The 25043-nt window shown below is 43.0% G+C and carries 22 protein-coding genes; 6 read left to right on the forward strand and 16 right to left on the reverse strand.

Annotation, left to right across the window (positions count from 1 at the left end):
• Positions 1–93: 93 nt before the first annotated feature.
• On the forward strand, positions 94–1071 hold the full coding sequence (locus MCP_RS09735) for a glycosyltransferase family 2 protein (RefSeq protein WP_012900674.1): 978 nt from the start codon (positions 94–96) through the stop codon (positions 1069–1071).
• 10 nt (positions 1072–1081) lie between these two features.
• Here MCP_RS09735 and MCP_RS09740 read toward each other — a convergent pair whose 3' ends face one another.
• The gene (locus tag MCP_RS09740; RefSeq protein ID WP_012900675.1) at positions 1082–2146 is read right to left on the reverse strand and encodes a glycosyltransferase family 2 protein; all 1065 of its coding nucleotides are present in this window, start codon (positions 2144–2146) and stop codon (positions 1082–1084) included.
• Between the two features lie 113 nt (positions 2147–2259).
• Here MCP_RS09740 and MCP_RS09745 point away from each other — a divergent pair, with 113 nt between their 5' ends.
• The gene (locus MCP_RS09745) at positions 2260–3384 is read left to right on the forward strand and encodes a glycosyltransferase family 4 protein (protein ID WP_012900676.1); all 1125 of its coding nucleotides are present in this window, start codon (positions 2260–2262) and stop codon (positions 3382–3384) included.
• Between the two features lie 9 nt (positions 3385–3393).
• On the opposite strand, the gene MCP_RS09750 is transcribed toward MCP_RS09745, so the two are convergent.
• The 8 genes from MCP_RS09750 to MCP_RS15715 form a co-directional block, all read right to left on the reverse strand.
• Positions 3394–4293 (reverse strand): glycosyltransferase family 2 protein, encoded by a 900-nt coding sequence (locus MCP_RS09750; protein WP_012900677.1) that lies wholly within the window; start codon positions 4291–4293, stop codon positions 3394–3396.
• Positions 4294–4314: 21 nt separating this feature from the next.
• Entirely contained in the window at positions 4315–5214 is a 900-nt protein-coding gene (locus MCP_RS09755; RefSeq protein ID WP_012900678.1) for a glycosyltransferase family 2 protein, read from the reverse strand.
• A 30-nt stretch (positions 5215–5244) separates the two neighbouring features.
• Positions 5245–6279: a glycosyltransferase family 2 protein gene (locus MCP_RS09760; protein WP_012900679.1), complete on the reverse strand. Its 1035-nt coding sequence runs from the start codon at positions 6277–6279 to the stop codon at positions 5245–5247.
• Between the two features lie 8 nt (positions 6280–6287).
• Positions 6288–7349: a CgeB family protein gene (locus MCP_RS09765; protein WP_012900680.1), complete on the reverse strand. Its 1062-nt coding sequence runs from the start codon at positions 7347–7349 to the stop codon at positions 6288–6290.
• A gap of 23 nt (positions 7350–7372) precedes the next feature.
• Positions 7373–7882, reverse strand: a complete 510-nt coding sequence (locus MCP_RS09770) for a DUF268 domain-containing protein (protein WP_197525915.1) — start codon at positions 7880–7882, stop codon at positions 7373–7375.
• A gap of 303 nt (positions 7883–8185) precedes the next feature.
• The gene (locus MCP_RS09775; protein ID WP_012900682.1) at positions 8186–9493 is read right to left on the reverse strand and encodes an ABC transporter ATP-binding protein; all 1308 of its coding nucleotides are present in this window, start codon (positions 9491–9493) and stop codon (positions 8186–8188) included.
• A gap of 2 nt (positions 9494–9495) precedes the next feature.
• Positions 9496–10311 carry an ABC transporter permease gene (locus tag MCP_RS09780; protein ID WP_197525916.1) on the reverse strand — a complete coding sequence of 272 codons (816 nt, stop codon included), beginning with the start codon at positions 10309–10311 and terminating at the stop codon, positions 9496–9498.
• 179 nt (positions 10312–10490) lie between these two features.
• Positions 10491–10667 (reverse strand): hypothetical protein, encoded by a 177-nt coding sequence (locus tag MCP_RS15715; protein ID WP_012900684.1) that lies wholly within the window; start codon positions 10665–10667, stop codon positions 10491–10493.
• A gap of 535 nt (positions 10668–11202) precedes the next feature.
• Between MCP_RS15715 and MCP_RS09785 the strand changes: the two genes are divergently transcribed.
• On the forward strand, positions 11203–12852 hold the full coding sequence (locus MCP_RS09785) for a glycosyltransferase family 39 protein (protein ID WP_158301481.1): 1650 nt from the start codon (positions 11203–11205) through the stop codon (positions 12850–12852).
• Between the two features lie 429 nt (positions 12853–13281).
• Here the strand turns inward: MCP_RS09785 and MCP_RS09790 are convergent, their stop codons facing one another.
• Positions 13282–13671: a type IV pilin gene (locus tag MCP_RS09790; protein ID WP_012900686.1), complete on the reverse strand. Its 390-nt coding sequence runs from the start codon at positions 13669–13671 to the stop codon at positions 13282–13284.
• A 580-nt stretch (positions 13672–14251) separates the two neighbouring features.
• Positions 14252–16318 (reverse strand): sodium-translocating pyrophosphatase, encoded by a 2067-nt coding sequence (locus tag MCP_RS09795; RefSeq protein ID WP_012900687.1) that lies wholly within the window; start codon positions 16316–16318, stop codon positions 14252–14254.
• A 344-nt stretch (positions 16319–16662) separates the two neighbouring features.
• Here MCP_RS09795 and MCP_RS09800 point away from each other — a divergent pair, with 344 nt between their 5' ends.
• Complete coding sequence (locus MCP_RS09800; protein ID WP_012899246.1) at positions 16663–17052, forward strand: GxxExxY protein; 390 nt, start codon at positions 16663–16665, stop codon at positions 17050–17052.
• A gap of 109 nt (positions 17053–17161) precedes the next feature.
• Here MCP_RS09800 and MCP_RS09805 read toward each other — a convergent pair whose 3' ends face one another.
• On the reverse strand, positions 17162–18211 hold the full coding sequence (locus MCP_RS09805) for a beta-ribofuranosylaminobenzene 5'-phosphate synthase (RefSeq protein ID WP_231845057.1): 1050 nt from the start codon (positions 18209–18211) through the stop codon (positions 17162–17164).
• Between the two features lie 356 nt (positions 18212–18567).
• Positions 18568–19464, reverse strand: a complete 897-nt coding sequence (locus tag MCP_RS09810; protein WP_012900689.1) for a radical SAM protein — start codon at positions 19462–19464, stop codon at positions 18568–18570.
• Between the two features lie 172 nt (positions 19465–19636).
• On the opposite strand from MCP_RS09810, the gene MCP_RS09815 reads away from it, so the two are divergent.
• On the forward strand, positions 19637–20965 hold the full coding sequence (locus tag MCP_RS09815) for a M50 family metallopeptidase (RefSeq protein WP_128567149.1): 1329 nt from the start codon (positions 19637–19639) through the stop codon (positions 20963–20965).
• A 14-nt stretch (positions 20966–20979) separates the two neighbouring features.
• On the opposite strand, the gene MCP_RS09820 is transcribed toward MCP_RS09815, so the two are convergent.
• From MCP_RS09820 to MCP_RS09830, 3 genes are all read right to left on the reverse strand, one after another.
• Positions 20980–22206 (reverse strand): 2,3-bisphosphoglycerate-independent phosphoglycerate mutase, encoded by a 1227-nt coding sequence (locus tag MCP_RS09820; protein WP_012900691.1) that lies wholly within the window; start codon positions 22204–22206, stop codon positions 20980–20982.
• A 650-nt stretch (positions 22207–22856) separates the two neighbouring features.
• Positions 22857–23441, reverse strand: coding sequence for a DUF99 family protein (locus MCP_RS09825; protein ID WP_012900692.1), 585 nt, complete (start codon positions 23439–23441; stop codon positions 22857–22859).
• On the reverse strand, positions 23395–24183 hold the full coding sequence (locus MCP_RS09830; protein ID WP_012900693.1) for a YhfC family glutamic-type intramembrane protease: 789 nt from the start codon (positions 24181–24183) through the stop codon (positions 23395–23397). Before MCP_RS09830 ends, MCP_RS09825 begins: the two co-directional genes overlap by 47 nt.
• A gap of 61 nt (positions 24184–24244) precedes the next feature.
• Between MCP_RS09830 and MCP_RS09835 the strand changes: the two genes are divergently transcribed.
• Positions 24245–24691 (forward strand): universal stress protein, encoded by a 447-nt coding sequence (locus tag MCP_RS09835; RefSeq protein ID WP_012900694.1) that lies wholly within the window; start codon positions 24245–24247, stop codon positions 24689–24691.
• Positions 24692–25043: the final 352 nt, after the last annotated feature.

Consider the following 25043-nt stretch of genomic DNA (forward strand, 5'->3'; position numbering starts at 1 on the left):
TATATTATATCTCTTACAATTTATTTGGTTATACCATAAATGATTTATGTTTTATTGTTGATATAATGGTTAATTTGCAGGGGAGGAGCATTGATGGCATCAACAATAGAGCATTCGTATAATCTAATAAAGCCTAATGCCATCGATTCAATAGCTCAAAATAATAGTAATACCCCAACAAATGAGAAATACAGGATCATAGTAGCTATTCCGTGTTATAATGAAGAGATCGCGATTGGAAGTATTGTTTTACGGTCACAAAAATTTGCGAATCAAGTTTTAGTAATTGATGATGGCTCAAAGGATAAAACTTCGGAAATCGCCAGAATTGCTGGTGCCGAGATTATCACTCATAAAACTAATCAAGGAAAGGGAGTGGCAATAAAAGATGCATTTGAATTCGTAAAAAGAGCAAATGCAGATATACTTATATTGATCGATGGTGATGGGCAGCATAATCCCGATGAGATACCACTTCTTCTAGGTCCTATCATTAGTGGGAAAGCAGATATTGTAAACGGTTCGAGGTTCCTCATTAAAAATGGTAACAAAGTACCGGGATATCGACGTATAGGGCAAGAAGTTTTAACTGCTGCGACGAACACCGGTACCAAACAAAAAATAACAGATTCGCAGAACGGGTTTAGAGCATTTTCTAGTAAAACGTTTAATTGCTTTTCTTTTAGGCAGAATGGCATGGCGATAGAAAGCGAAATGCTCATCGATGCGGCACAGGCAGGGCTTAAAGTTCTAGAAGTTCCGATAAATGTTAGGTATGATGTGGAAGGTTCCACGATGAATCCTGTCTCTCATGGGTTTGGCGTATTAAACCCAATCATAGGCCTGATATCACAAGAGCGGCCTTTACTGTTCTTCGGCGTTCCTGGCGGTTTATTATTGGTCACCGCGGCGATCTTCTGCTTCATGGTACTGGATATATTTAATGCTACAAAGGTCGTTGCTGTCGGGTATTCTTTAATCTTCATGCTATGCACTATTTTAGGGATATTTAGCATATTTACCGGATTGATGCTATGGTCTATACAGAACGTTCGAATAAAGATTAGATGAATTTTATTGCTTATACAATTTTTATAATCGCATAAAAATATATCTTATAAATAGAGTTAAAAATTTTATCGACTTGATTTTTTATGGATTCATTAACTATTACTTGCTCAAAAGGTATCCTCCAATCGAGGAGTTTTATAAGTTCTTTATCACTAATTTTTCTATAGCTTTGTATCTCCTTACGTTCTGGTATGACAAGGTTAAGGTTGCTAATTAACCACCAATAAGCCCTTAATTTACTCTGCATATATGGTAATCCATTTAGTATTGCATGTCCCCAAGTGATAGCTTCGGTGACCAGCAGCACTGGCAATAATAGGAAAAGTGTCTTCAGTCGATAGTTCTTTAACAGAAGGATATATCTGTTACGTTCGAGGTAATACTCCTTCCAGGGTGCGATTGTAAGCCGGTATTTATGATAAATAACGGATGACGGCACAAACATTATTTTATATCCGGCAAGACGAGCTCGCCAAGATAAGTCATCATCCTCCATATACAAAAAAAAGTTAGAGTCAAATCCACCCAATTCCTCAATGACCTTCCGTCGAGTAGCAAATGAGCAACCAGATATAGCACCGACCTCGAGTGGTTTTTTAAACGATGAAGAAAGCTGATTGAGCCCGCGGCAGAAGTTAAGACCGGTGTAATGTGAATGATTCGCACAAGTGTTGATTAAATGCTTATCAGTGTGCATCAAAATTTTTGAAGTAGTTATAGCAATTTCTGGATTCATTTGTAGTGGCGCAATAAGCGCAGAAAGCCAGTTATTACCCGGGATAGTATCCGGATTCACGACGACTATATACTCGCCTTTTGCATGTCGAAATCCTATATTGTTACCGGCGGCGTAACCCAGGTTTGAGCCATTTTCAATGAACTGGATATTCGAATAATTCTTTTTAATAAATGATTCCGTGCCATCGACTGAGCCATTATCGACAACGATTATTTCATGGTCGGAGCCAATTTGTTCCAATATAGAAGGTATACACTCCATCAGATCTTGACAACTGTTATATGAGAGTATAATGATGCTCACGGTTTTTTTATTAACGCCGTTATTAGTATACATGGATAAATCCGCGATTCGTTCTAGGATAGCGATATTAATCTACATATGAAGAAGCAACATATTTATCTATTCCTCTTACATGTTATTGCTTAAAAGTCGGATCGATATTCCAAATGAAAGTAATTCTATTACGCGCAAGGGCCACCGATTCTGCCATTTATAAAATAGCAGAGAGCCTGTCAGAAAATGGGATGGATGTAAAATTATTAGTATGGGACAGACAACATACTCTAAAAAGCCCCATAAATTCGCATTATGCTTTTCAAAAATTCAACTTGAAAGCGCCTCTCGATAAATGGACGGTAATATTTTACATGCCAATCTGGTGGATATACGAGTTTATTTACCTCTTGAAAAATGATGCGAATGTAATTCATACATGTGATATTGATACGCAGTGGCCGGCTATCATAGCTAAATTCGTAAAAAGATGCCGGCTCTTCTATACAAGCTTTGATTTTTATGCCAGTACTATACCGGAAAAACGCCCATATTTCATAGTAAATACTATTAGAAATGTGGTCGCTGCGATCGAGATGTTCGGCATTGGATTTGCAGACGTTTTATTCTTAGTCGATGAATGTCGTTATGATGAAGTTAAAGGGGCCAAAATAAATAAGCTAGTATACATCTATAATTCGCCACCCGACCGTTTCAATCTTCAAACAAGTAAAATTAAAGATGCAGCTGATGAGATGGTTATTTTCTATGCTGGAGCTATGCATAAATATCGTGGTATCGACCATATGATAAAAGCAATTGAGAATATCGATAATGTAAAACTAGTGCTAGTAGGCCCGGGATCGGATGTTTTACCATATATGGAGCAAATCAATCGTTATAATAATAAAATAAAATATATCGGATGGCTGCCAACTTATGAAGACGTCCTGCTAAAAACGATGGAAGCAGATGTTCTATTTAGGTTTAATGATCCCCGGGTTTTAAAAAGTAAATACGAGAGTCCCAATAAACTTTTTGAGGCGATGATGTGTGGGAAACCTATAATCGTAAATTCCGAGATAGCTGCGAGTCGAATCGTTAAGGAAGAGAATTGTGGTATACTTGTCCCCTATGGGGATATTGAGGCTTTAGAAAATTTGATAAAAATGTTAAAAAATGATCCTGAAAATAGAAAAAAACTAGGCGATAATGGGAGAAATGCCTACATTTCGAAATATTCCTGGAAAATAATGGAGCAACGATTGATAGACACGTACAATAATAGTAAAATATAGCCCAGTATATCATGTTTTAATAAAATAATCGAATGTTCCTTTCAAAAATCCCTTTAATTCAGCTATATTCCTATAATAGATACCATACATTAAAATATTGTACCAAAATTTGAACAATATAAAATAAGTAAGGAATGAGATGAATTGCGATGTACTGGCATTCTTTCTCATAAAGATGAAGCAATTTCTTGTCATATAATAGCTATTTGTACCGCCTCTTCTATTCGATGTCGCAGAGATCTTATGCCATATTTTTGCATCAGGGACTGATATGGTTTTATAACCAATTTTTCTGCCCCTTTCGCACCAATCGGTATCTTCCCAATATAAAAAATATTGTGGGTCTAATAATCCAATTTTTTCTATTACATCACGTTTTACCAATATGCATGAGCCTTCGACATAATCGACTTCAATGGTCCTGTTATACTGGCCATTATCTACTTCTTTTGCACCTAAATGTCTTACCGTACCTCGCCATTTACTTAATTTTCCTCCAACAAAACTGATAATGTCTTTTCTGCCATGATAATCATAAAAATAAATCATAGGTCCCGCAAAACCTACGTTCTTATAATTCTCTGCTGCAATTACCAGCTTATTTAAAAAATCAGTAGACACTGTAGTATCATTGTTTAGTAGTAAAAGATATTCATAATTATTATCATAAACATATCGTATTCCTGAATTATTGCCCTCGGCAAATCCTAAATTTTTTTTATTTTGTATTATCTCAATACCAGGGTATTTGTTTTTAAATAACTCTACCGAACCATCTGTCGAGCCATTATCAATTAATAGAATGTAATAATTTGGATAATCCACAGCTTTAAGTGATTCGATGCAATCGATTGTATCAGATTTCCCATTCCAGTTTAATATTAAGATTATTACTTTTGGGAAATCCATCGATATCAATCCGGTTGCAATTTATACAGTATGTTTTGTTAAAATATACGATATATACATAAAAGTAATTGGTGGCCACATCACACATGATAAAACAAGATCCAAAATCGATTTGAAATAATTTTTATCTCTAGAATCGATAATATACCTATATCTATAAAAACAGGAATTGACCTGGTACTTCCAGTATATTGGCATTCCATCTAGCAATTTAATCTTGTCAATATTACTTGGTTTAAAAGTTTTATCTAATACCTGACACGTACTATTAATCATCCTTTGCTTATTCTTTGTCATGGATTGCGGGTGAATCCTGTAGTGGGCGATTAAATGATTTAAGTACCCCATCTTATATCCATTACTTAATGCCCTGAGCCACATATCCCAGTCTTCATGGGAATTTAGGGCTACATCAAAAAAACCGCAATAATCGAATACTGCTTTTTTTATTAATAACGAATGTACCGGGAAAAGATTGGTCAACATAAGATCATACAAATAGTTTTTTCGTATTATTGGCCCAAATCTACGTGAAATTGCTTTTCCATTATCATCTATTTGGTCCCATGCTCCATTTACAATATCAATATTAACATGTTTTTCCAGATAGCCAGTCGTTAGTTCGAGCATTTGAGTATCCAAAATATCATCCGAATCTAAAAATACGACATATTTTCCTTTTGCTAACTTTAATCCAGTATTACGAGCTTCTGATAAGCCCTTATTATCTTGATATATATAATTAAATCGTGAATCCTTTTTAATAAACTCTTGAGCAATTATGTCCGTATTATCTGTGGATCCATCATTGACAATGATTGCTTCCCAATCTTTTAGTGTTTGATCAATTACACTAGATAATGCTGATTGAATGTATTCTTGTTGATTATAAGCTGGTATTATTATGCTGACAGTGGGCATATCAATATATTAATTTACTTCAACGAATTTTCAATTAATTGATGATTTATAAGATTGATATAATAGCTTCAACATTATATCTTTTATAGATTGCATTTTAAATATGCCAACTTTTAAAAATATTTTTATACGATAATTAATGCCCATATTCCTTTCTTTTATCACCTGTCTCAACAATAAATACATAACAATATTCGATATAGAATTTAATTCTTTTAAATTCAGATTGTTATTATTCGTATAATGATTATAGAGCTCAAACATAATATTAAAAGCATTTTCCACTTCATCATTATTATTCAATAGAAATCCGTTATATACCCTCTTCATATTTAGTATTATTTCATCGGATACATTATTATTTAAAATTTTTCTAACATTTAATATCATAATGCACAAGGCAATTTTTTCTTGCTCTTCAAAATAGACTGATGAAATACTACTATCGTGTATGTGATAACTCAATAACACTTCGGGGAGATTGGCGATATTCGTAATGCGACTCGCCCGGATCCATAGGTCATAATCCTCACAAAAATCTACCGACTTATCATAATACCCCAACATTTTGATTATTTCACTTCTTATAATAACAGAAGAATGGGCGATACAATTGCTAAAGATAAGGCACCATTTTAATATATTGGGGTTAGTCGGTAATAAATATATTTTTTTATTTCCGTTATCGTCATTAACTGTTTCAAAGAACGTGCCTAATACCCCCACATCACTGTGATTCTCCATAAAATTAACCTGTTTCTCTAATTTTTCCGGGAACCATAAATCATCCGAATCTAATATTGCTATATACTTTCCTTTTGCTAACTTTATGCCTGTGTTCCTTGCATAAGATGGTGATCCTGAGTGGTAGATATTGACATAATTTATTTTATTTCCATATTTTTTTAGAATAGCATTTGTATTATCTGTCGATCCATCGTCAACAATAATAATTTCATAATCCTGGAAAGTTTGATTGAATATACTATCTATGGTGTCTGATATAACATTTTCTCTGTTATATGTTGCGACAATTACACTTACTTTCGGCACAATTTCGGTCAAAATATCCCTTATTTTATTATCTCAACAGTACTTCCATGCTTTGGTTTTCCGATATAAGTAATATCTGATGGAGTGGATGCCCAGGCTATATGCTTGAATATATCGTTAAATCTATGGACGTAAGTGTGTTCTTTTAATGTTCTTATATATCCTGCGTTAGCTATCTGGCGTCTTTCTTCATCATGATTGAGATAGTAATTGATTTTATATAACAGGTCATTCATATCTTCGAAACAACAAACTTCTTTATTAATGTCATAATATTGATCTAGATCTTCGGCGATACCTGTTAACATGAAACTGCCGCAACCAGGTACTTCAAAATTTCGCCCTTTAATCTGATTATTAATATGATTGAATATTATTTTATCGTTCTTGTTTTTTACAAACATAGATTTTATTTTTCCTAAAATATTTATATTATTTATAGTAGAACTGTTGCTCAAATTTAGATTAATACGACTTTGATTGAATATCTTTATCATTTCCTCTTGAGTCACCCTCCCAGATTCCCAACCGGTGCCCCACGTCTCTATTTGAATGTTCGAATTTTTTATTCTTTGTATTATCTCACGCCGATTTCCATGAGGTTGCCCAATAAACGAAGAGTCATACTTAAACTGCAGTTCCATTTTTTTATATAAAAAATTATTACATGCCCACTGGCTTTTTATTACATTCGTATAACCCATTTTTTCGTATTTCGGTAGTGCACTCTTTGCTGTCGTCACGACATAGTTAAAACACGGTGCCCAATATTTTGTAAAGTTATCAAATCTCCAGTGATCATCGCAGAACCAATTTAGTGTAATAGTATCCGTACTATCGGATATTTTTTTTACTATGTTTTTATCGAGCTCTTCCTTAAACAAAACTGTGAACATTAAGTCAGGGTTTTCTTTTTTTACTATCTCGAACAACTTATTATTCATCCACTCTCTTCCATATTGTTGCATGAGTGTCATATAATCAAAATAAAGGATATCGTGACCAATATTAACGAGTGAGTCATAGAAATTATAATGCTCGAAGCTATAACCCTGATTGGGATTGCCATAATCGTACTTCATTCCGACATATAAAATTCGAATAATTATGCCCCCTTATTCTTTCTAAACCAGAAACAGCCGCAACCATATTCCTGTTTATCTGTTATCTCTTTAGATGCATTATAAATGATACCGATATCGTTTTGATTATCAGGGATTAATGCATATTCTTCTAGGGTAAGATCAGAAAAATAACCCATAATCTGCTCATAAGAATATATACGATGCGCATTGAATGCAATTTTTGGTTTTCCAATTGGAACAACAAACAACAAGGAGCCATCTTGCGCTAGTATTCTTTTGAGTTCAGATATCGCCTTTAGGTCTCCCATCGGATTAATTAGGTCCCCGTATCTCCCCAACCCGATATGTTCTACAGTGTGCATACATGATATTGATTTTATACTCATGTCATCAAACGGTAAAGCTAATAAGTCAGCTCTATCTGCGGATAAACCTGTTAATATTATCTCAGCAGGGCGATAATCATAAAATTTTATTGGTATCACTGAAGACATTATTGAACAAAAATACAAGGATGATGAGATGTCCACATGTATCTCAGGTTTAATTTTAATAAGTGTACGAGCTGCCCATGAAAGATGATAAACATAATGTCTGTCAAACCCTGTTGTTATTGTTCTATCATATAGACATGGATAAAAATTCGTCAATTTAATAAAAAAACGATGATCTTTTTTGTTTAATGAATTGAACTTATTATAATCTTCTATGAATCTAAAAAATAATGAAAAAGACCTCAATTTATTATATACCCAAACAAGTAGGTTAATATTCGGAAAAATTTTTGTCATCAATCTTCCCTTGGTTAATTTAACATTTCCATTGACATATCTTTACATTATATTACTATCTAATTGGCCCATTTCATCATTATCAATAATACACCAGTCTATAACTGGGGCTAAAATCCCCGGCCGTTTAACCATCCAGAGTGGAGAATCGCTTAATTCTCCTTGAATTGTAAGGTATATTGATGGCGCATTTATAATTGGTTGTAAAAGCCATTCTCTAAAATGAAGGCTTCCAATTAATTCAATTTTATAAATGCCCTCATTTAAAAGTCTTTTAGGAATCATACTTCTCAAAGTAATCATCCCTAATTTTAAATCTGGCCATTTATTTTTAGTTACATCAGTATGGTATGACCAATATAATAGATTACCTGATTCATCATATATCGCATATCCAATTGTAAGTGCTGAATCCAATTCTTTTATTTCTAGCTCAATATTTATCCATATTTCACTATTATTAGTAAATATCCCCTGTTTGATATTGTTTTTATTAGATAGATAAAATTTTCTTGGCACTAACCAATGACTATTAAACTCATTTCTTGAGTTAATCCATTCAAATGATCTTTCCTCATAGTTAGCATATAAATAATTATGAATTACAGAATTTACACTATTAGAATTTTGAACAATTTTACCTTTATCTAATTGTATAACTCGAGAGCAAAGCCTTTCAATGGCTTCCATATTATGACTCACGAAAAGAACTGTTCTGCCAGCTTTTGATACATCTTCAATTTTGCCTAGGCATTTCTTTTGAAACTCAGCATCACCAACAGCTAAAACTTCGTCAATTATTAATATTTCGGGGTCTAGATACGCAGCTACAGCAAAACCCAGCCGTACCTGCATTCCACTTGAATAATGCTTTAGAGCGGTGTCTAGGAACTTTTCTGTTTCCGCAAACTTAACTATTTCATCGAATTTATTATCAATCTCCGACTTTTTCATTCCTAGGATTGAACCGCTCAAATAAATATTCTCTCGACCGGTCAGTTCTGGATGAAAACCTGTCCCCACCTCTAAAAGCGATCCAACTCTTCCATAAATTTTTGCATATCCCTCTGTTGGATCTGTGATTCTTGACAATATTTTTAATAATGTACTTTTTCCAGCTCCATTGCGACCTATAATGCCTAATACTTCTCCCTTTTCAACATCGAATGATACATCTTTTAATGCCCAGAATTTACTTTCTTGATCGGTTAATCGACTTCCTTCCTTGAATCTTTTTATTGGTGCTGTTATGGTATTTGTTATCGCATCCCTGAATGTCAAATACGGCGCTTTTTGCCCTATGCGATACTGCTTCCCCATATGCTCCACTTGTATCGCTATCTCGCTCATCTTCAGACCTCATCAGCGAATGTCTTCTCCATCCGCCTGAAATAGAATGCTCCGGACACTAGTAGAGCTAACGACACTACTACTGAAGCTATGATTATCATTCCTGGCGCATTTGTGCTTAGCAGCGACCACCTAAACCCTTCTATAACGCCTGCCATAGGGTTCAGCCCATACAGGAATTGATATTGTACCGGTATCATCGACGATGCATAAACCACGGGGGACGCGAACATCCAGATCTGTATCACGAATGGTACTACGTATTGAATATCCCTATACCGGGCGTTCAGGGCCGAAGTCCAGAGCCCGACGCCTAACGATGTCACGATGGCCAGTAACAGGAACGCCGGCATCCAGATAACATTGATCGTGGGCATCACGCCAAAATAGGCCATCATCAGTATAAGAATAACAAACGCTATCGCAAAATCTACAATCGGAGAAAGTACGCTAGAGATCGGCAGCGCCATCCTGGGGAAATAGACTTTTTTTATGATATTAGAATTCATGACCATTGTACTGGTCGATCTCGCAATGCTTTCCGAGAACATCGTCCATGGAAGCAGTGCAGCATAGGCGAATATCGGATAAGGCACGCCATCCGAAGGTAACTTCGCCAGGCTGCCGAAGAACAACGTGAATATCAACATCGCAAAGAATGGCTGGATAATCGCCCAGGCGAAGCCTAAGACCGTCTGCTTATACCGGAGCTTGATGTCTCTCCACGTGAAGAAATATAAAAGGTCTTTGAACTCCCAGAGCTCGTGAAGGTTGATCGGCATCCAGCCCTTCGACGGCTTGATGATTGTTACAGGCAAATTTCTAAATGACATTTCATAAACGCTTGGTTTTACATCTACCTCTGTTGCCTGCATATCCCACCATCAATACCAATGCCGCTTAAATCATTAGCCCGAGTATATTATCTACTTTATGCTGAATAATTGTTAATTTAGTTACTGCAACTGGGCCTTGTACCCCCTGTAATACTTCTCGATCATATGGTCCCACCCCTAGCTGGCCCACGGTCCTTCTTGCTATACACCTCGATTTTAGTACTATCAACTCCAGGCGCTTTGAACAACCGGAACACCAGTATTCTAAGCATGCCCACGATGATGTCCATGATCCTGTCCAAAGTATCCCTGAGTTCTTGCTTGAACCTGGTGAACACGCAGTCGCTAGGTACCCCCTCTAAGCCAAATATTCATTTTATACTGGTAACGCATTGCTCGAATTAACTTTAGTCAAAAAATCCGTATCAGCTCGTGCACGCTGTCCAGACATGCCAACTCCATGTAGAAAAGGTCCTGGATGCAATCAAAACAAGAAATGGGCTTCTACAATCAGATACAAACGTTTTTATCGGGTATAAAAACGACAAAACCGGAAGCTCCAAATACTTTCACCTAATTACATAATACACCCCATATTATCAATAATTTTATGAATATTTTACTTTTATTTAATCATATGAAGAATTATTAATTGAGTTTTAAGTGAAAACTATATTAGATTTTGGAACATAAGAATTTTCACATTTAAATTGAGTAATTAATTCCTCTGGGTTGCTACAGATGAAAAATGGAATTCAATGTGTAAATCAATCAATTGAAAAATATGCTTTACTTATAATTTGCATATTATTTATATCATTAACATTATTAAAGATATTTTTATCGTTAAATTTCTATGCACCCTTCATACATATGGATGAAATCTATTATGATAGTTTGGCTAATAATTTAATAGAAGGTAAATTATATGCTAAATTTGGCGGTTCTTACTCCCCCGGATATCCTATATTTTTATCTCTAGCATATGCTATATCAAATGATAAAGAAGTGATTTATCATATAATGTTAGCAATAAGTGCGATAGTGACAACCTCAATTATTTTTCCAACATATTTCTTATTAAAAAAATATTGTAATTTAATTATTTCCATTATTGGTTCCCTTGCTGTTACTACCCTGCCTTTATTAAATTATAATAGTTTTACAATAATGACTGAAGTATTATTCATACCTTTATTTTTATTTTCAATTTGGTTCATACTCAAAAGTTATGAAACAAACGATAAGAAATGGGAGTTACTAGCATCTCTATCGGTCGTATACTTATATATAACAAGATCGAATGGTATATCAATGCTTATTGCATTTATTCTAACCTTTTTTTATTATTTATTAAGTAATAAAAAGTATGATAGTGTTACTAATTTATTAAAGAAAAAATGGTTTTTAATAGGTACTTTCACGTTATTTTTAATTTCTTGGGTATTTTTTTCCATGTATGTAACAGATATAAATAATTTATGGGGAGAACGCGAAGAACAGTTAGCAAGTTGGACATATGGCTCATCTTATAATGTTTTTACTATATTTTGGCAAGCAGTAAATGGACTATCAACTATAAATGGATTATTACGCATTATAGGATGTCTTATTTATTTAATAAATTACCTTTTTTTATCATCATATTTTTTATTATTTGTTGCCATCTTTTTTTTATTAATGTTATTTATACACGATAAAAAGATCATCAACAATAATGCGTCAGTATTAATCTTTTACTTATTTACTACAATACTTTTTTTAATTTTAACAACGCTTGTTTTTACATTTATTAGTGGTGAAACATTATTAGGTAGATATGTTGAACCAGTTATACCCCCAATTATAATTTTAAGTATAATAAGTATTTACAAAATAGATTGGAAAATATTAAGTGTTAAATATGTTAATTTGTTTATATTATTATTTATATTAATTATTTTAATAGTACTATTTATACTAATGTATAATAGCACAATTATACTTGGGTTTTTAAGTTTTGTAAATAATCCATCATTATATGCATATACTTCGTTCTATGATCCTTTCTTCGGGATAAATTATGGTCAAGCATTAAATATGCCTACATGGAACATACCATCGGCAGCATTGATAATTGTTTTTTTCTTATTATTATTAATGTTGATATACTTATCAATTAGTGATAAACGTTATATTTGCGTATTGTTACTTGTTATAATTATATTTTCATACTTCTTTTCGCTGAATATATATTATAATGAATTATTCCAGTCAAAATATGAATCATATCATGAAAATGCCATATACAATTTCATAAAAAATAATACAAATTCTAATACACTATTAATTTTAGATAATAATGAGTTTAATAACAATTTTTATTTATATAATTATTGGAATATGGGAGATTCGAGTTTACAAGATATAAAAAACAACACATTAGTAAAAAGTCAAAACAAAAAGATATATTTACTATCGAATAAAACTTTAGAATATGATATAGTAGCATGTGATGACTATATGAAATTATATATGATTTAATATGTTATATTGATATTAGATAATAATTGCAAAGTTTTAAATCTATCGTAAGTACTTTGATGTCTTCTTTTTCAAATAATAGAAATTTATTCACAGTCATACTACCTCCCGGTTAGCGCTAATCTAATTTTTCTATGCCTCAGAAACATATAAAGACAGTTAAAAATAGAAAATTCCTGCATCTCACCCATACTCAGTATTTATCTCATCCACATCATTTTAACTAAGAAAAAAAGAACACCTGGTCCAATCACAACCCTAAAATAAAACACCAATCAAAATTTAAAAAAGCAATATGAGTATCAATAGTTTCAATAAGTATGCTATTAAAACAAACAACTACTTTTTAAATGTTTAACCAAATTAAAAATTAAAAATATAGGTAAGCGGATATAATAGCTTACCTAACCATAACCGTGTTATATAATTTTACAGGGTTTGTGTCATTATCACTGATGTTGATCCATCAGCCCACTTAGACGTGACAGTTACAGTACACGGGTTAGCAGCATTAGTTACTTGAATTGAGCTACCAACGGTTGTACCCAATGTACCAGAGATAGTACCACCAACAGCCGATGCAGTTAACTCAACAACCTGTGCGGAATCCTGACCACCATTGTATGTAATAAGGACTGTGTTAACACTTGTTCTCTGCGCAGTTGCCGCAACAGTGTAAGTCTTCTTGACTCCGCCAACCATGCCGAATACGAAAGCCGCGATGACAGCCGCCAGAATGACGGTGACTGCGACCATGAGGATGACACCGATTACGGCGGAGACACCCTCATCATTGTTTGCAAATCTGTTTGCCTTCATAGTTAAAATTTCCTCCACCAATTTTCAGGCGATCTGAGACCATAGGTTTTTAGCCATAGTCGCGAAGGGAAGAATCCCTGCCCCCCTAACGATAGGTATCTAAGCGGTCTCACACCGCACTCTAACAACTAAATTACGAAAAGCTACTATATATATCCTTTCCTTAACAACCCAGTTTTTTAGATAAATTGTCAAAATGGGAGAAATATTTTCATGTTTTATCAGATTCTGGAACAAAATTGCTTAATTTAACATAATCGCTCAATGTAAACAGTTTATTTTAACTTATAAGAGAATTTATATGGCATCAGCGGTATTACTACCTATATGAACAACAATATCTTTATATAGATATTTTGATTCAGGACAATTCTAATTTTAAATGCCTAATTTGTGTAGAAAAAATTGGTTATATAAGTGAATAATCCTTAGTAACATGGATTCATTTTAAAAAATATTACTTTTTTGTATTATTAGTCATAATTGGTTCTGAGGTTACTGTTTAGACCATAAAACAAGTACTTCAGTACTTCAGTAAAACTCATTAAAAAGAAAGAGGGGTTGGGAGAAAACTCCCAACTTACCTGAGCAGGTAATACGTGGTGATCAGGCCGATGAAGATCAGCGAAATAGTATTCATGACCTTGATCAGTGCGTTCAGCGACGGCCCGGCGGTATCCTTATACGGGTCACCGACTGTGTCACCGACTACAGCAGCCTTGTGAGCATCGCTCTTCTTGCCGCCGTAATTACCAGACTCAATGAACTTCTTCGCATTATCCCAGGCAGCGCCTGCGGACGTCATATGCAGCGCAAGCACCAGGCCGGTAATGATCACACCGAGCAGCAGGCCACTCAGCGCTGCAGGCCCAAGGATGAACCCGACAAGCAGAGGAGTCAAAACCGCCAGGATGGCCGGAAGTGCCATCTGCTTCAAGGCAGCGATCGTCACAATATCGACGCACCTGCCATAGTCCGGCTTTGCCTTGCCTTCCATGATGCCGGGAATCTCCTTAAACTGGCGACGGACCTCTTCGACGATGTTGAACGCCGCACGGCCCACGGCCAGCATGCACAGGGCGCTGAACAGGAACGGCACGGCGCCGCCGATGAACAGGCCGATGAGCACGATCGGGTTATCGATGGACAGGTTCAGGGAAGTCCCGGCCGGCATGACGATGTCCGCCTTGAAGGCGGCGAACAGGGCAAGCGCGGCGAGAGCCGCAGAACCTATGGCATAACCTTTAGTCACGGCCTTCGTGGTGTTGCCCACGGCATCAAGCGCATCGGTGTGCTTCCTGACCTCGGGGGGCAGCTCGGCCATCTCGGCGATGCCGCCCGCGTTGTCGGTGATTGGACCGTAGGAATCGATGGCCACGATGATGCCCGTGACCGAGAGCATGGCGACCGCCGCGATGGCGATACCATACAGGCCAGCGAACTGGTAGGCCACGAAGATGCCGATGACGATGACCAGCACCGGCAGCGCGGTGGCCTCAAGGCCCATGGCGATGCCAGTGATGATATTCGTGCCGGCGCCGGTGAGCGACGCCTTGGCGACCTCGTTGACCGGCCGGTGGCCCGTGCCCGTGTAATACTCGGTGATGATGAACAGGCAGGCCATCACTGCCAGGCCCACGAACGAGGCAATAAGTATGCCCATGTTCATGCCGAGCAGGTAGTAGTTTGCTGCAGCGAACAATATGACCGATATGACGGTGGCAGCAATGAGGCCCTTGTAGAGGGCGCCCATGATGTTGTTGCTCTTGCCCAGCCTCACGAAAAAGATGGCGATGATCGACGCGATAATGGCGCCGGCGCCCAGTATTAGCGGGAAGGTGACCAGGTTAGAGACGAAGGACGGGTTCAGCCCGAACTGCGTGGTCAGGGCCGTCTGGACCGCGGGGATGTTGCCCAGCAACATGGCGGCCAGCGCCGTGACAATGTAAGTCTCGAACAGGTCGGCGCCCATGCCGGCGCAGTCGCCCACGTTGTCGCCCACGTTATCGGCGATAACGGCCGGGTTCCTCGGGTCATCCTCGGGGATGCCCGCCTCGACCTTGCCCACAAGGTCCGCGCCCACGTCAGCCGCCTTGGTATAAATACCGCCGCCCACACGGGCGAACAGGCTGACAAGGCTGGCGCCGAAACCTAAGCCGATAAGGGGCTTCAGGTCTACGGGCTGACCCGCCGGGGTAAGGACGTAAGCGGAGATCAAGTAAACGCCGCTAATGCCCAGTAAGCCTAAACCGACGACTGCAAGGCCCGTAACGGAGCCGCCGCGGAAGGCCACGGAAAGCGCCTTGGCCAGGCCGCTCTTTGCAGCCTCGGCGGTCCTCACGTTCGACCGCACGGAAATGTTCATGCCGATATAGCCGGCCACCGCCGACAGGATGGCGCCCAGAAGGAAGCCTCCTGCAACGTACCAGCTGATAAAGAATCCCAGAACGACGGCGATGATCACGGCGAAGATCGCTATGGTCGTATACTGCCTGTTCAGGAACGCCATCGCGCCCTCCTGGACCGCTCCGGAGATCTCCTTCATCCTCGGCGTGCCCGCGTTCTCCTTGAGCACGGAGTAGGCGAAGTATCCGGCGGCCACCAGGGCGAGTAGACCCGCGATGGGCGCTAGTATGGTGAAATCCATATCCTATTGTCCTCCTACAGAATCTGATGTTTATCGTAATGATAGCCTTTTAAAGCTATATGGGGATAGCTTTAGAAGCTATATAGGTGTCATGGGTAAAAGTGCGAGGACTTTCCTATGACTAATCCTTGAGGGGGGTCCCCTCGTGTTAATAATCATGTTTCTCGCATATAACGTTTACTACGATACTGAATCCGCACAAGCTCGCGAAGCTTGTTAAGTCCGCGAAGACTGTTTCGAGCCCGAAGACCACGAAGCTTACGCGAAGACCGCTAAGATTTTTTTATTAATTGGTAATTGCTAAATACTTATATGCATATTATTGTAAATAAGATGTGATTTATATGGAACCTATTCCCGAAGAAATAGAAAAGATCGTGACCCAAATTATCGATGCAGCATACAATGTCCACGCATACACAGGCAACGGACTGCTCGAAAGCGCATACGAAGCATGCATGCTCATCGAACTGGAAAAGAAAGGATTGACTGTTGAAAACCAGATACTATTACCTATTATATACGACGGCCACATCATACCCAACGCCTACCGCCTCGACATCCTGGTAAACAAATGCGTAATAGTTGAAATAAAAGTCGTCGAAGATATACTCCCGGTACACATATCCCAGGTACTAACATACCTGAGATTCACCGATCTCAGAATAGGCCTGATCATAAACTTTAACAAAAAATACTTCGGCGATGCAGTCAGGAGAGTAAAACGAAAATAAAATATTCTTTAAAAAAATCTTAGCGGTCTTCGCGCCAGCTTCGCGGCCTTCGGGCTCGAACAGCCTTCGCGGACTTAACAAGCTTCGCGAGCTTAAAAAGATAGAGAACTTATGTTAGTTCTTCGGGTACCGGTATAGGCGAGGCAACATGTCTCTCAACCGTAAGCTTCTTCGCCCACATGCCGTGGTTATTCGGCTCGGCGATCCAGCACTGGTGCTTGATATCCATATCACATAAGTAATCGGACACGGCGTTCTGGATCTCCTGCGCCTTCTTGTTGCTGTTCGTCAGGCCATAGACAGTAGGCCCGAAGGAGCTCATGCCGCTGCCGTAGGAGCCGGCGTGGTTCATGATGCTCAGCATGTTGGGCACGAGAGGGGACTTCATCTGAACTTCGATGTTCTTGAAGCCGATCTCCTGCATCCGGTTTAAGGCGCTGCCGAAGGTCTCGATGTCCTTCTCCAGGATGCCCGGGACGAGCTGCATCAGCACGACACGGCAGACACGGCCGATCTCGTCCTCGTTAAGGGGGAAAGATGACTGGAAAATGTCGACCTCGGACTGGCCGTGGGAGCCCTCGTCGTTCAGGGGCGTGACCAGCACGAAACGCCAGTCCTCGGGGATGTCGCACCGCAGGACCTGGGGGCCGGGCTTCGCCTTAGAGGCAGAAGAGGGAAGACAGGAGCTCTTTTCCTTGCCCTCGCCGAAGCTGTGGCCGCAGTCAAGAATAAAGCCGCCCTTGTCGAAGGCACGGACGCCGATGCCGGACGTGCCGCCCCGCTCTACAAGGCGGGCCAGGCCCTCGATGCCATTATACGGCATATCGTATTCCTTGCAGATGGCGTAGGCGAGAGCCAGGCTCATCTGGGTCTTGGAGCCGAAGCCGGCGTGGGCGGGGATCTCTTCCTCGACGGTCACTTCGAAGTCGGGGAGAGGCTTGCCCAGCTTATCGCATATGCCACGGGCGATCTTTACGATGCTCGCAGGGTCCGAGCTCGTTCCGTTCGGACAATTAACCAGGAACTTTCTACCCGGCTTTATCGAAATAACGTTACGCGGGTTGTTAATGGCGACGCCGGCGCCGCCATCGATGCGGCCCAGGTTACCATTAAAGTCGATCAACCCGAAATGAAGGCGAGATGGCGTTGTGATCCTCATGTACATTGGCCAATCAGTCCTTGGTAAATATGTAGTACGTACCGTATGTTACTTATACGTTTTGTCTTAATTGGCAGTGGCCTTAAGCCCTTGCTTTTGTCTCCCCAGTAGAAAAAGGAACCGCAGGAGCCTATCCAGGTCTCGGAGGAGCCTATCCGTTCGGTCATTAGAGTAGTACCTTTTTTGTCGGTCTATCGTGCTTATACAGGAAGAATCCGTATAAACATGATTGATAATATGTTTATGTATATTAATTTTTGCGGGTGGAAAAATAGGGCAAAACGTATGGTTATAAATTGAAAAAGTAGGAAGGCCCTTTCGGGCCCGGCTTATGCGTGTCGCTTAATGCGTACCGCTTAAGCGTGGTAGTACTCGCCGCTGGCCGCACGCTGCGCTGGCGAGACCGACTCTTCCTTGCCCGGGACGCCGCAGGCGTCCGCCCTGCACTGCTTACAGAGCCTGAACTGGGGCAGGTACTTCTCGGCGATGGCCCTGGCCTCTTCGAGGTCTTTACACTCGGGGGCCTTCATGTCCTTGAACTTGTACAGCGGGATCATGGGGATGATGTTCATCAATATGGCGCCCCTGGCCGCCGCCTCTTTGGCGATCTTCTCGATCTGGTCGTTGTTGATGCCAGGCACGAGGACCGTGTTCACCTTGACGATCATTCCGGCCTTTACAGCCATCTCGACGCCCTTGAGCTGGTTGTCCCTCAAGATCTTCGCGCCTTCTTCTCCACGGTAAGTCGTATTATGATATCTTACCCATGAGACGATCTTAGCGCCCACCTCGGGGTCGTATGCGTTTATCGTAACGGTCAGGCTGGATACGCCGACCTTTACCAGGTCATCGATACGCTCGGGAAGCATGAGCCCGTTCGAGGCGATACACTCCATGATATCGGGATGCCGCTCGTGAACGAGCTTAAGCGTCTCGAAGGTCTCCTCGTTCGCGAGCGCCTCGCCCGGGCCGGCGATGCCTACCACTTTGAGGTTTCCGCCGAGCTCTTTCAGCGCCTCGTCGACACGGTCTGCCGCCGCCTGGGGCGTCATGACACCGCGGGACACGCCGGGGCGGTGCTCGCACTTGTCGATCTTGCGGTTACAGAAATTACATTGAATGTTACATTTAGGGGCTACGGGCAGGTGTATCCTGGCCGTCGAGAAGTGGGCCTTCTCGTTGAAGCACGGGTGGGCGGAGGTCATGTGTGAGAACTTTGACTTTCCGCCGTCGAACACTTTTAACTCATCCATAGGTCGTCTCCGGTTATATTCAGGGCTGCTTGATACGTTTATTGCACGCTTCAAAACTTTAGTTAGAAAGGTGATTTTGAATGGTTAAATACTTTACTAGGTTGGAGAAAAGGTTATTACTGTTGTAGCCGAAACGCTTGATGTCAGGGGTGTAATCAATATTAGGAAAACATTGTCATTTATTATAGCTATAGCCATAGCTGCGGCGGCTTTTTCGGGCTTTGCCGCGTCCCAGTCGACCACCTATACCATCAGCATATCCGATATGCTGAGTGATCTTGGCCTGGGCGGCGACGATGCGATCATCAACGTCGGGGATGTTTCTCAGGTAACGCTGACCGACCCCGTGGTCGTGATGGGCTCGGGTCTTGACGTCGAGGAACAACAGATCCTGCTTTCGGTCCAGTCCGGGGGCGTTAGCACGGACCGCGTGGTTCCAGATACGGCAACGCAGTATAACGGGCAGGACCTATCGAGTTATGATCTCATCGTCCTGGGAGGCCCCGAGCACAACACGTATGCGAAGAAGCTGCTGGACGGGGGATACCTGAAGTATGAGACGACGGACAAGAAGCTGCCCACGGTCATCTTCGAGGTCGCGGAGGGGACGGGCGGCAATAAAGTCGTCGTGATCGGCGATGCGGCCGGGTACGCGTACCATAAGAAGGACCTTCCGCTTAACGGCATCATTCCCGAGGAGATGGCCCCGGTGGCCGCGGTAGGCACGGGACTGGGCATCGGCCTTCTGGGCCTTATCGTCGCGAAGATCACGGGCATGTCTGGCTCCATTTTCGACTGGCTCCGGAGCTTCATCGCCGGCTACGCGATGACGCACGTCCAGGAGAAGGCCAGCGACCTGGAGGCAGAGGCGACAAAGGTCAAGGCTGGAAAGCCGAAGAAAAAAACGCTGATACCGGGCCTGTCCGGCATGGAGATCCTGATAGCTCTCGCCTGTATAGCCATTTTTGCCATCGCCTATGTCTTTGCGGACCGGAGCGCTTTTACCGTGAGTAATGTGGCCATGTATGTCGTAGTTGCCGGTGTCGTAACGGTTGGCCATGACCTGTCCCACAAGATAGTGGCGCTGTTCTATAAGACCGATACTGAGTATAAATTCTGGACGCTGGGAACTGTCACCATGATCCTTACCTCGTGGCTGTTCGGCACGGTCTTCGCCCAGCCTGCGCGGGCCATCATCAACTCGAAGGACCTCAAGCCCGGCGGCATAGCCCTCGTGGCGTTCGCAGGGCCGGCGGCCAGCCTTTTGTTGTCGCTCCCGTTCCTGTTGCTGGTCCCGTTGCGCTATACGCCCTGGGGCGGCTGGATCGCCGCAGTCGGGGTGCTGGGCTTCTCGATGAACATGCTGTCCACGGTCTACAGCCTGATGCCCTTTGAGCCCATGGACGGTGGCAGGATCTTCGGGTGGAGCAAGCTGCTCTGGGCTTTTATCTTTATCCCGCTGCTGCTGTTCTACCTGGTGATGCTGGTCTTTATCCTTTAAAAATAGGTGGGGCTTTATGCCCCGTATTTCTTTGTTTTGTTGATGAGGTCGAGAGCAATAGGCATCACGTCCATGCCCTTGATGCGGTGGAGCCCGCCCTTGTATGCTATTAGCTCGTTGTAGTGGGCCACGTCGTCCATGCGTACTCCCGGCCCGTGCATGAGAATGGGCACGGGGTCGGCGGAGTGGTCTTTAATGGATACGGGAGTGCTGTGGTCGACCGTGACGATGATGAGGACGTCCTTGAGCGTGAGCAGGTCCTTAAATGATTCATCCGCCTGCCCCAGGAATTGGGTCTTCTTCTCGAAGTTGCCGTCGTGGCCCGCCTCGTCGGCGCCTTTGATGTTCAGCAGGACGAAGTCGTAGGTCTCGAGCGCCTGGATGGCCTTCTTCATCTTGGCGGCCGCCTGGGAGCCGGATGATTCTATCTCCATGCTGCCTACCGGGAGATATTCCAGGCCGCACATCTTGCCGATGCCGATGATCAGGCCGGCTGCGGCGACGACCGCGCCCTTGAGGCCGTAGCGCTCCTGGAATTGCGGTATGTGGGGCACTTCGCCGGCGCCCCTGATGAGTATGGCGTTGCCGGGTGGCAGGCCCTGCTTTCTTCTTTCCTGGTTTACTGGCATGTCATCCAGCAGGCTGACGACCTGCTTCGAGATGCTGTTCACGATGTCGGCAGTGCGCTTCGCCTCCGGCGTATCGTCGGTCGCGTGGCATTCCTTGATGGGATTTCCTTCCTTCTTTGGGTCTGTGTCGGTTATGGCCGCTGAGAGGCCCTTTCCACGCAGGACCAGGGCGGCACGGTGGCCGGTCGAGCGCTTGAAGATGATGTCCACGCCGGGGACCTTCACTTTCTCATTAATAGCTTTAGCAAGCTCATCCGTGTCTGAGATGCGGCCCGCCCGGCGGTCCGTGACCAGGCCGTTCTCGACCGTGGCAAAGTTGACCCGGAATGCGATGTCGCCGCCCTTCACGTCGATGCCGACGCCCGCCGCCTCGAAGGGGCCACGGCCGGTATAGTACGTGTGCGGGTCATACCCGAGGATGGCTAAGTGGGAGGTGTCTGAGCCCGGCCTTATTCCGGGTCCCACGGTGTCCATGATGCCGTTGATGCCGCCGTACGCCAGTTTATCGAGGTTGCGCATGCCGGCCTCGGAGAGCGGCGTCTTGCCGCCGACGGGACGGTCTGAGGCGCCGTCGAGCACGATGAGAAGGATCTTGTTCGCTACGTCTGACATGAGATATCAACTAATATACAGATGCGCGCAAGGGATAAAAATTATGAGCTACATGTTTATTAAGAGCGTTTATCCATTATAGCGGTTCATAAGTATTTACAAATCAGTTCGGTCGGTATCACGAACCTCTCAAAAGGAAGTAAACCACTAATTCTTTTTTAAGATTTTACTCACTAAATCCCTGAGCATCGAATTCACCGTCAACGCTCGAACTCTCGAATACACAGGGCAGTGCTCGAATTCTCGAAGCCTCTAACCCGAAACGAAGGCTCTAAAGCACGAATGCACGTTTGAAACGCTAAACGATGGAGCACGAACACTCCAAAGCACGGCTAAACCGCTAACGGCACTAAGCCATTACAAACTGACCTAATGGGGAACGACCGGGCTTTTAGAGTGTTTGTGCATGGCTGTTTCGAGTTTCAAACGTGTTTTCGGGCTTTCGGGCTTTCCTTTCGGGTTGGAGCATTAGTGTAATTCGAGCACTGCCCTGTGGCTTGGAGAGTTCGGGCATTGACGGTGTTTTAGAGCATTAGAGGCTTCGTGAGTAAAATCTTAAAAAAAATTCGTGTTTTAATTCATTTAGTGATGTTTGTGATACCGACCGAACAAATCAACGCCTACAGGAAATACGACATATTTGACCGTGATTAGACCCGGCGGCTAGATTCGCCCAGGACTATTCCCGTAGCTATCAGGTGGGCCACGCGCACTGGCTCAGGTATCCGGCTGTGGGTAGAACTTGAACGCACTATCTCGACGGCGCTCGCCTCGTCAATGCCCTTATACTGTATAAATACCGGCTCACCTCTTGTCGTGGACACTTCTACAGCCTTGCCCGCCTTCAGGATCAGCCCATATCGCAGGTCAGGCTCGCTGAGATTATTCAAGGCATTCCTGATACTGGGCATGTCCGGCATCCGGCGCATGACGCTGATGACGGGCGTACCGGTCTTATCAGAGAGCACATCCATGTCCACCACGTTGAACCCGCCCATGGTAACGCCGTTGAGCATGACCACGCGGATCTGGCCGAAGTGCTTACTCCGGGTGACCATCTCGGCGAGCTTATCCGTGGCATCCAGGCCGTCCTTCGTGATACAGGTTCGGACCACACCCTCCAGCCAGTCGCCGCCTCGCATGACGGCCCCGACAACGAGGATATCCTTTGACAGCAGGGGCGAATCGTCAATGCCCAGTATCCGCAATTCCGGCTTCAGGTGCAGGCGCGGCACCTCCGTACTTCTTGCCGAACCAGTACAGGCCTGCCAGCCCTATGACGGCGAGGACGATGAGGTACGCCTCGACCAGGTAATACATGCTGATACCCAGATAGCCGAGATAGTGGGTGAACAGGGGCAGCGGGCCGTCGATGAGCGTCTTGTAGACAACCGCGATAAGGAGCCACTTGAGGTCGGCGAGCTTCACAGCATAGATAGTGAGAACCGTGGCGAAGACGTGGGCGAAGAGGACGGCAAGGCGCTCGATGATCGGTATGGGGATGAACGACAGCTCGAACTGCTGCTGGGTGGATGCTGGAAGCATCATAAATAGCGTCGGCTGGAGCATGAACACGATGACGTTGAGAAGGCTTAAAGCGCCCAGCAATAGCGCCTCGATGCCCCCGAAGCCGATGCCGACAGCCACCGCGTCGTCGAAGCTCATGTTCTTAAGCCTCGTATAAAGAGTCCCGAAGTAAACAGCGCCGTTCTCCAGAATGCCCGTCCTCAGGCCAAGGTAGAGCCCGGTAGCGAGCACGGCGGCGTCGATGGGAAGCGCCCCGCCGAGCCACTTGTAGAGCGAGGTCGATATGGTCAGGTCCATGATGAGCTTGATGGCGATGGCGACGACCCAGAAGAGGGCGCCTGCGGCGAAATAGACGGCTTTCGTGTGCTTTTTACGCCGCCAGTAGAAGATGGCGATTATGGCGACGGCCATCATGCCGAGCCCGGATAACAGGTTTAGAGCGCTTATCATGTGTATCCTCGTATAGAAGTAAGGTATCAATCTATATACTATTTTCAATATACGATAAAATGTGTATAAGAAAATCCTTATCCCTGTGGACGACCAGGAGCAGAGCTATGCCGCGGTCCGGGTGGCGGGAATGATGGCCGCCTGCGATAAGGCGGGCATTACGCTTTTTCATGTGCGGAAACCTCCCATGGAGGTCGTGACGGACATCGTTACGAAGGATAAGCTCTTCGAGCTGCCTCTCCAGGACCAGGACCGCAGGATGTTCGAGAAGTGCATGGGCATTTTATCGATGTTCGGGATCGAGCCGAAGGTGAAGCTGACCGTAACGGAGAACGTGGCAGCGGAGATATTGAAAGAGTGCGGCACGGGCGCCTACGACGTCATCGTCATGGGCCACCGGGGCCGGAAGGCGCTCAAGCAGCTCATGCTGGGCAGCGTGGCCAACGGCGTGCTCACCGAATCTAAGTGCCCCGTCATCATGGTCCACGTTCCCAAACCTGGTGAATGATTCTCATAGACAGTGTACCGTTTTGTCGTTTTATAGGATTTGCACTATAACTCCATTCGCCTTTTACGTTGTGCCATCATTGAGTGGTCCAACCACAGAGGCGCAGAGCGCACGGAGTTACACAGAGTTTTTATTTAATAATTTGAGACACGGAGCCCACAGAGCCCGGTTTATTAGTTTGCCTAGGGCACAGAGATAATTGAGGCCCGGTTGACCAATAAACAATAATGCGGGTTTATCCTCAGCAGTGCCTCTAACAACTCCGTGCCCCAGGAAAGTATAAACCCGTTCTCCGTGCCCTCTGAGCCTCCATATTTAAAAAACTCAGTGAACTCTGCGCTCTCCGTGCCCC

Origin of the sequence: Methanocella paludicola SANAE, from assembly GCF_000011005.1 — an archaeon.
Lineage (GTDB): Archaea > Halobacteriota > Methanocellia > Methanocellales > Methanocellaceae > Methanocella > Methanocella paludicola.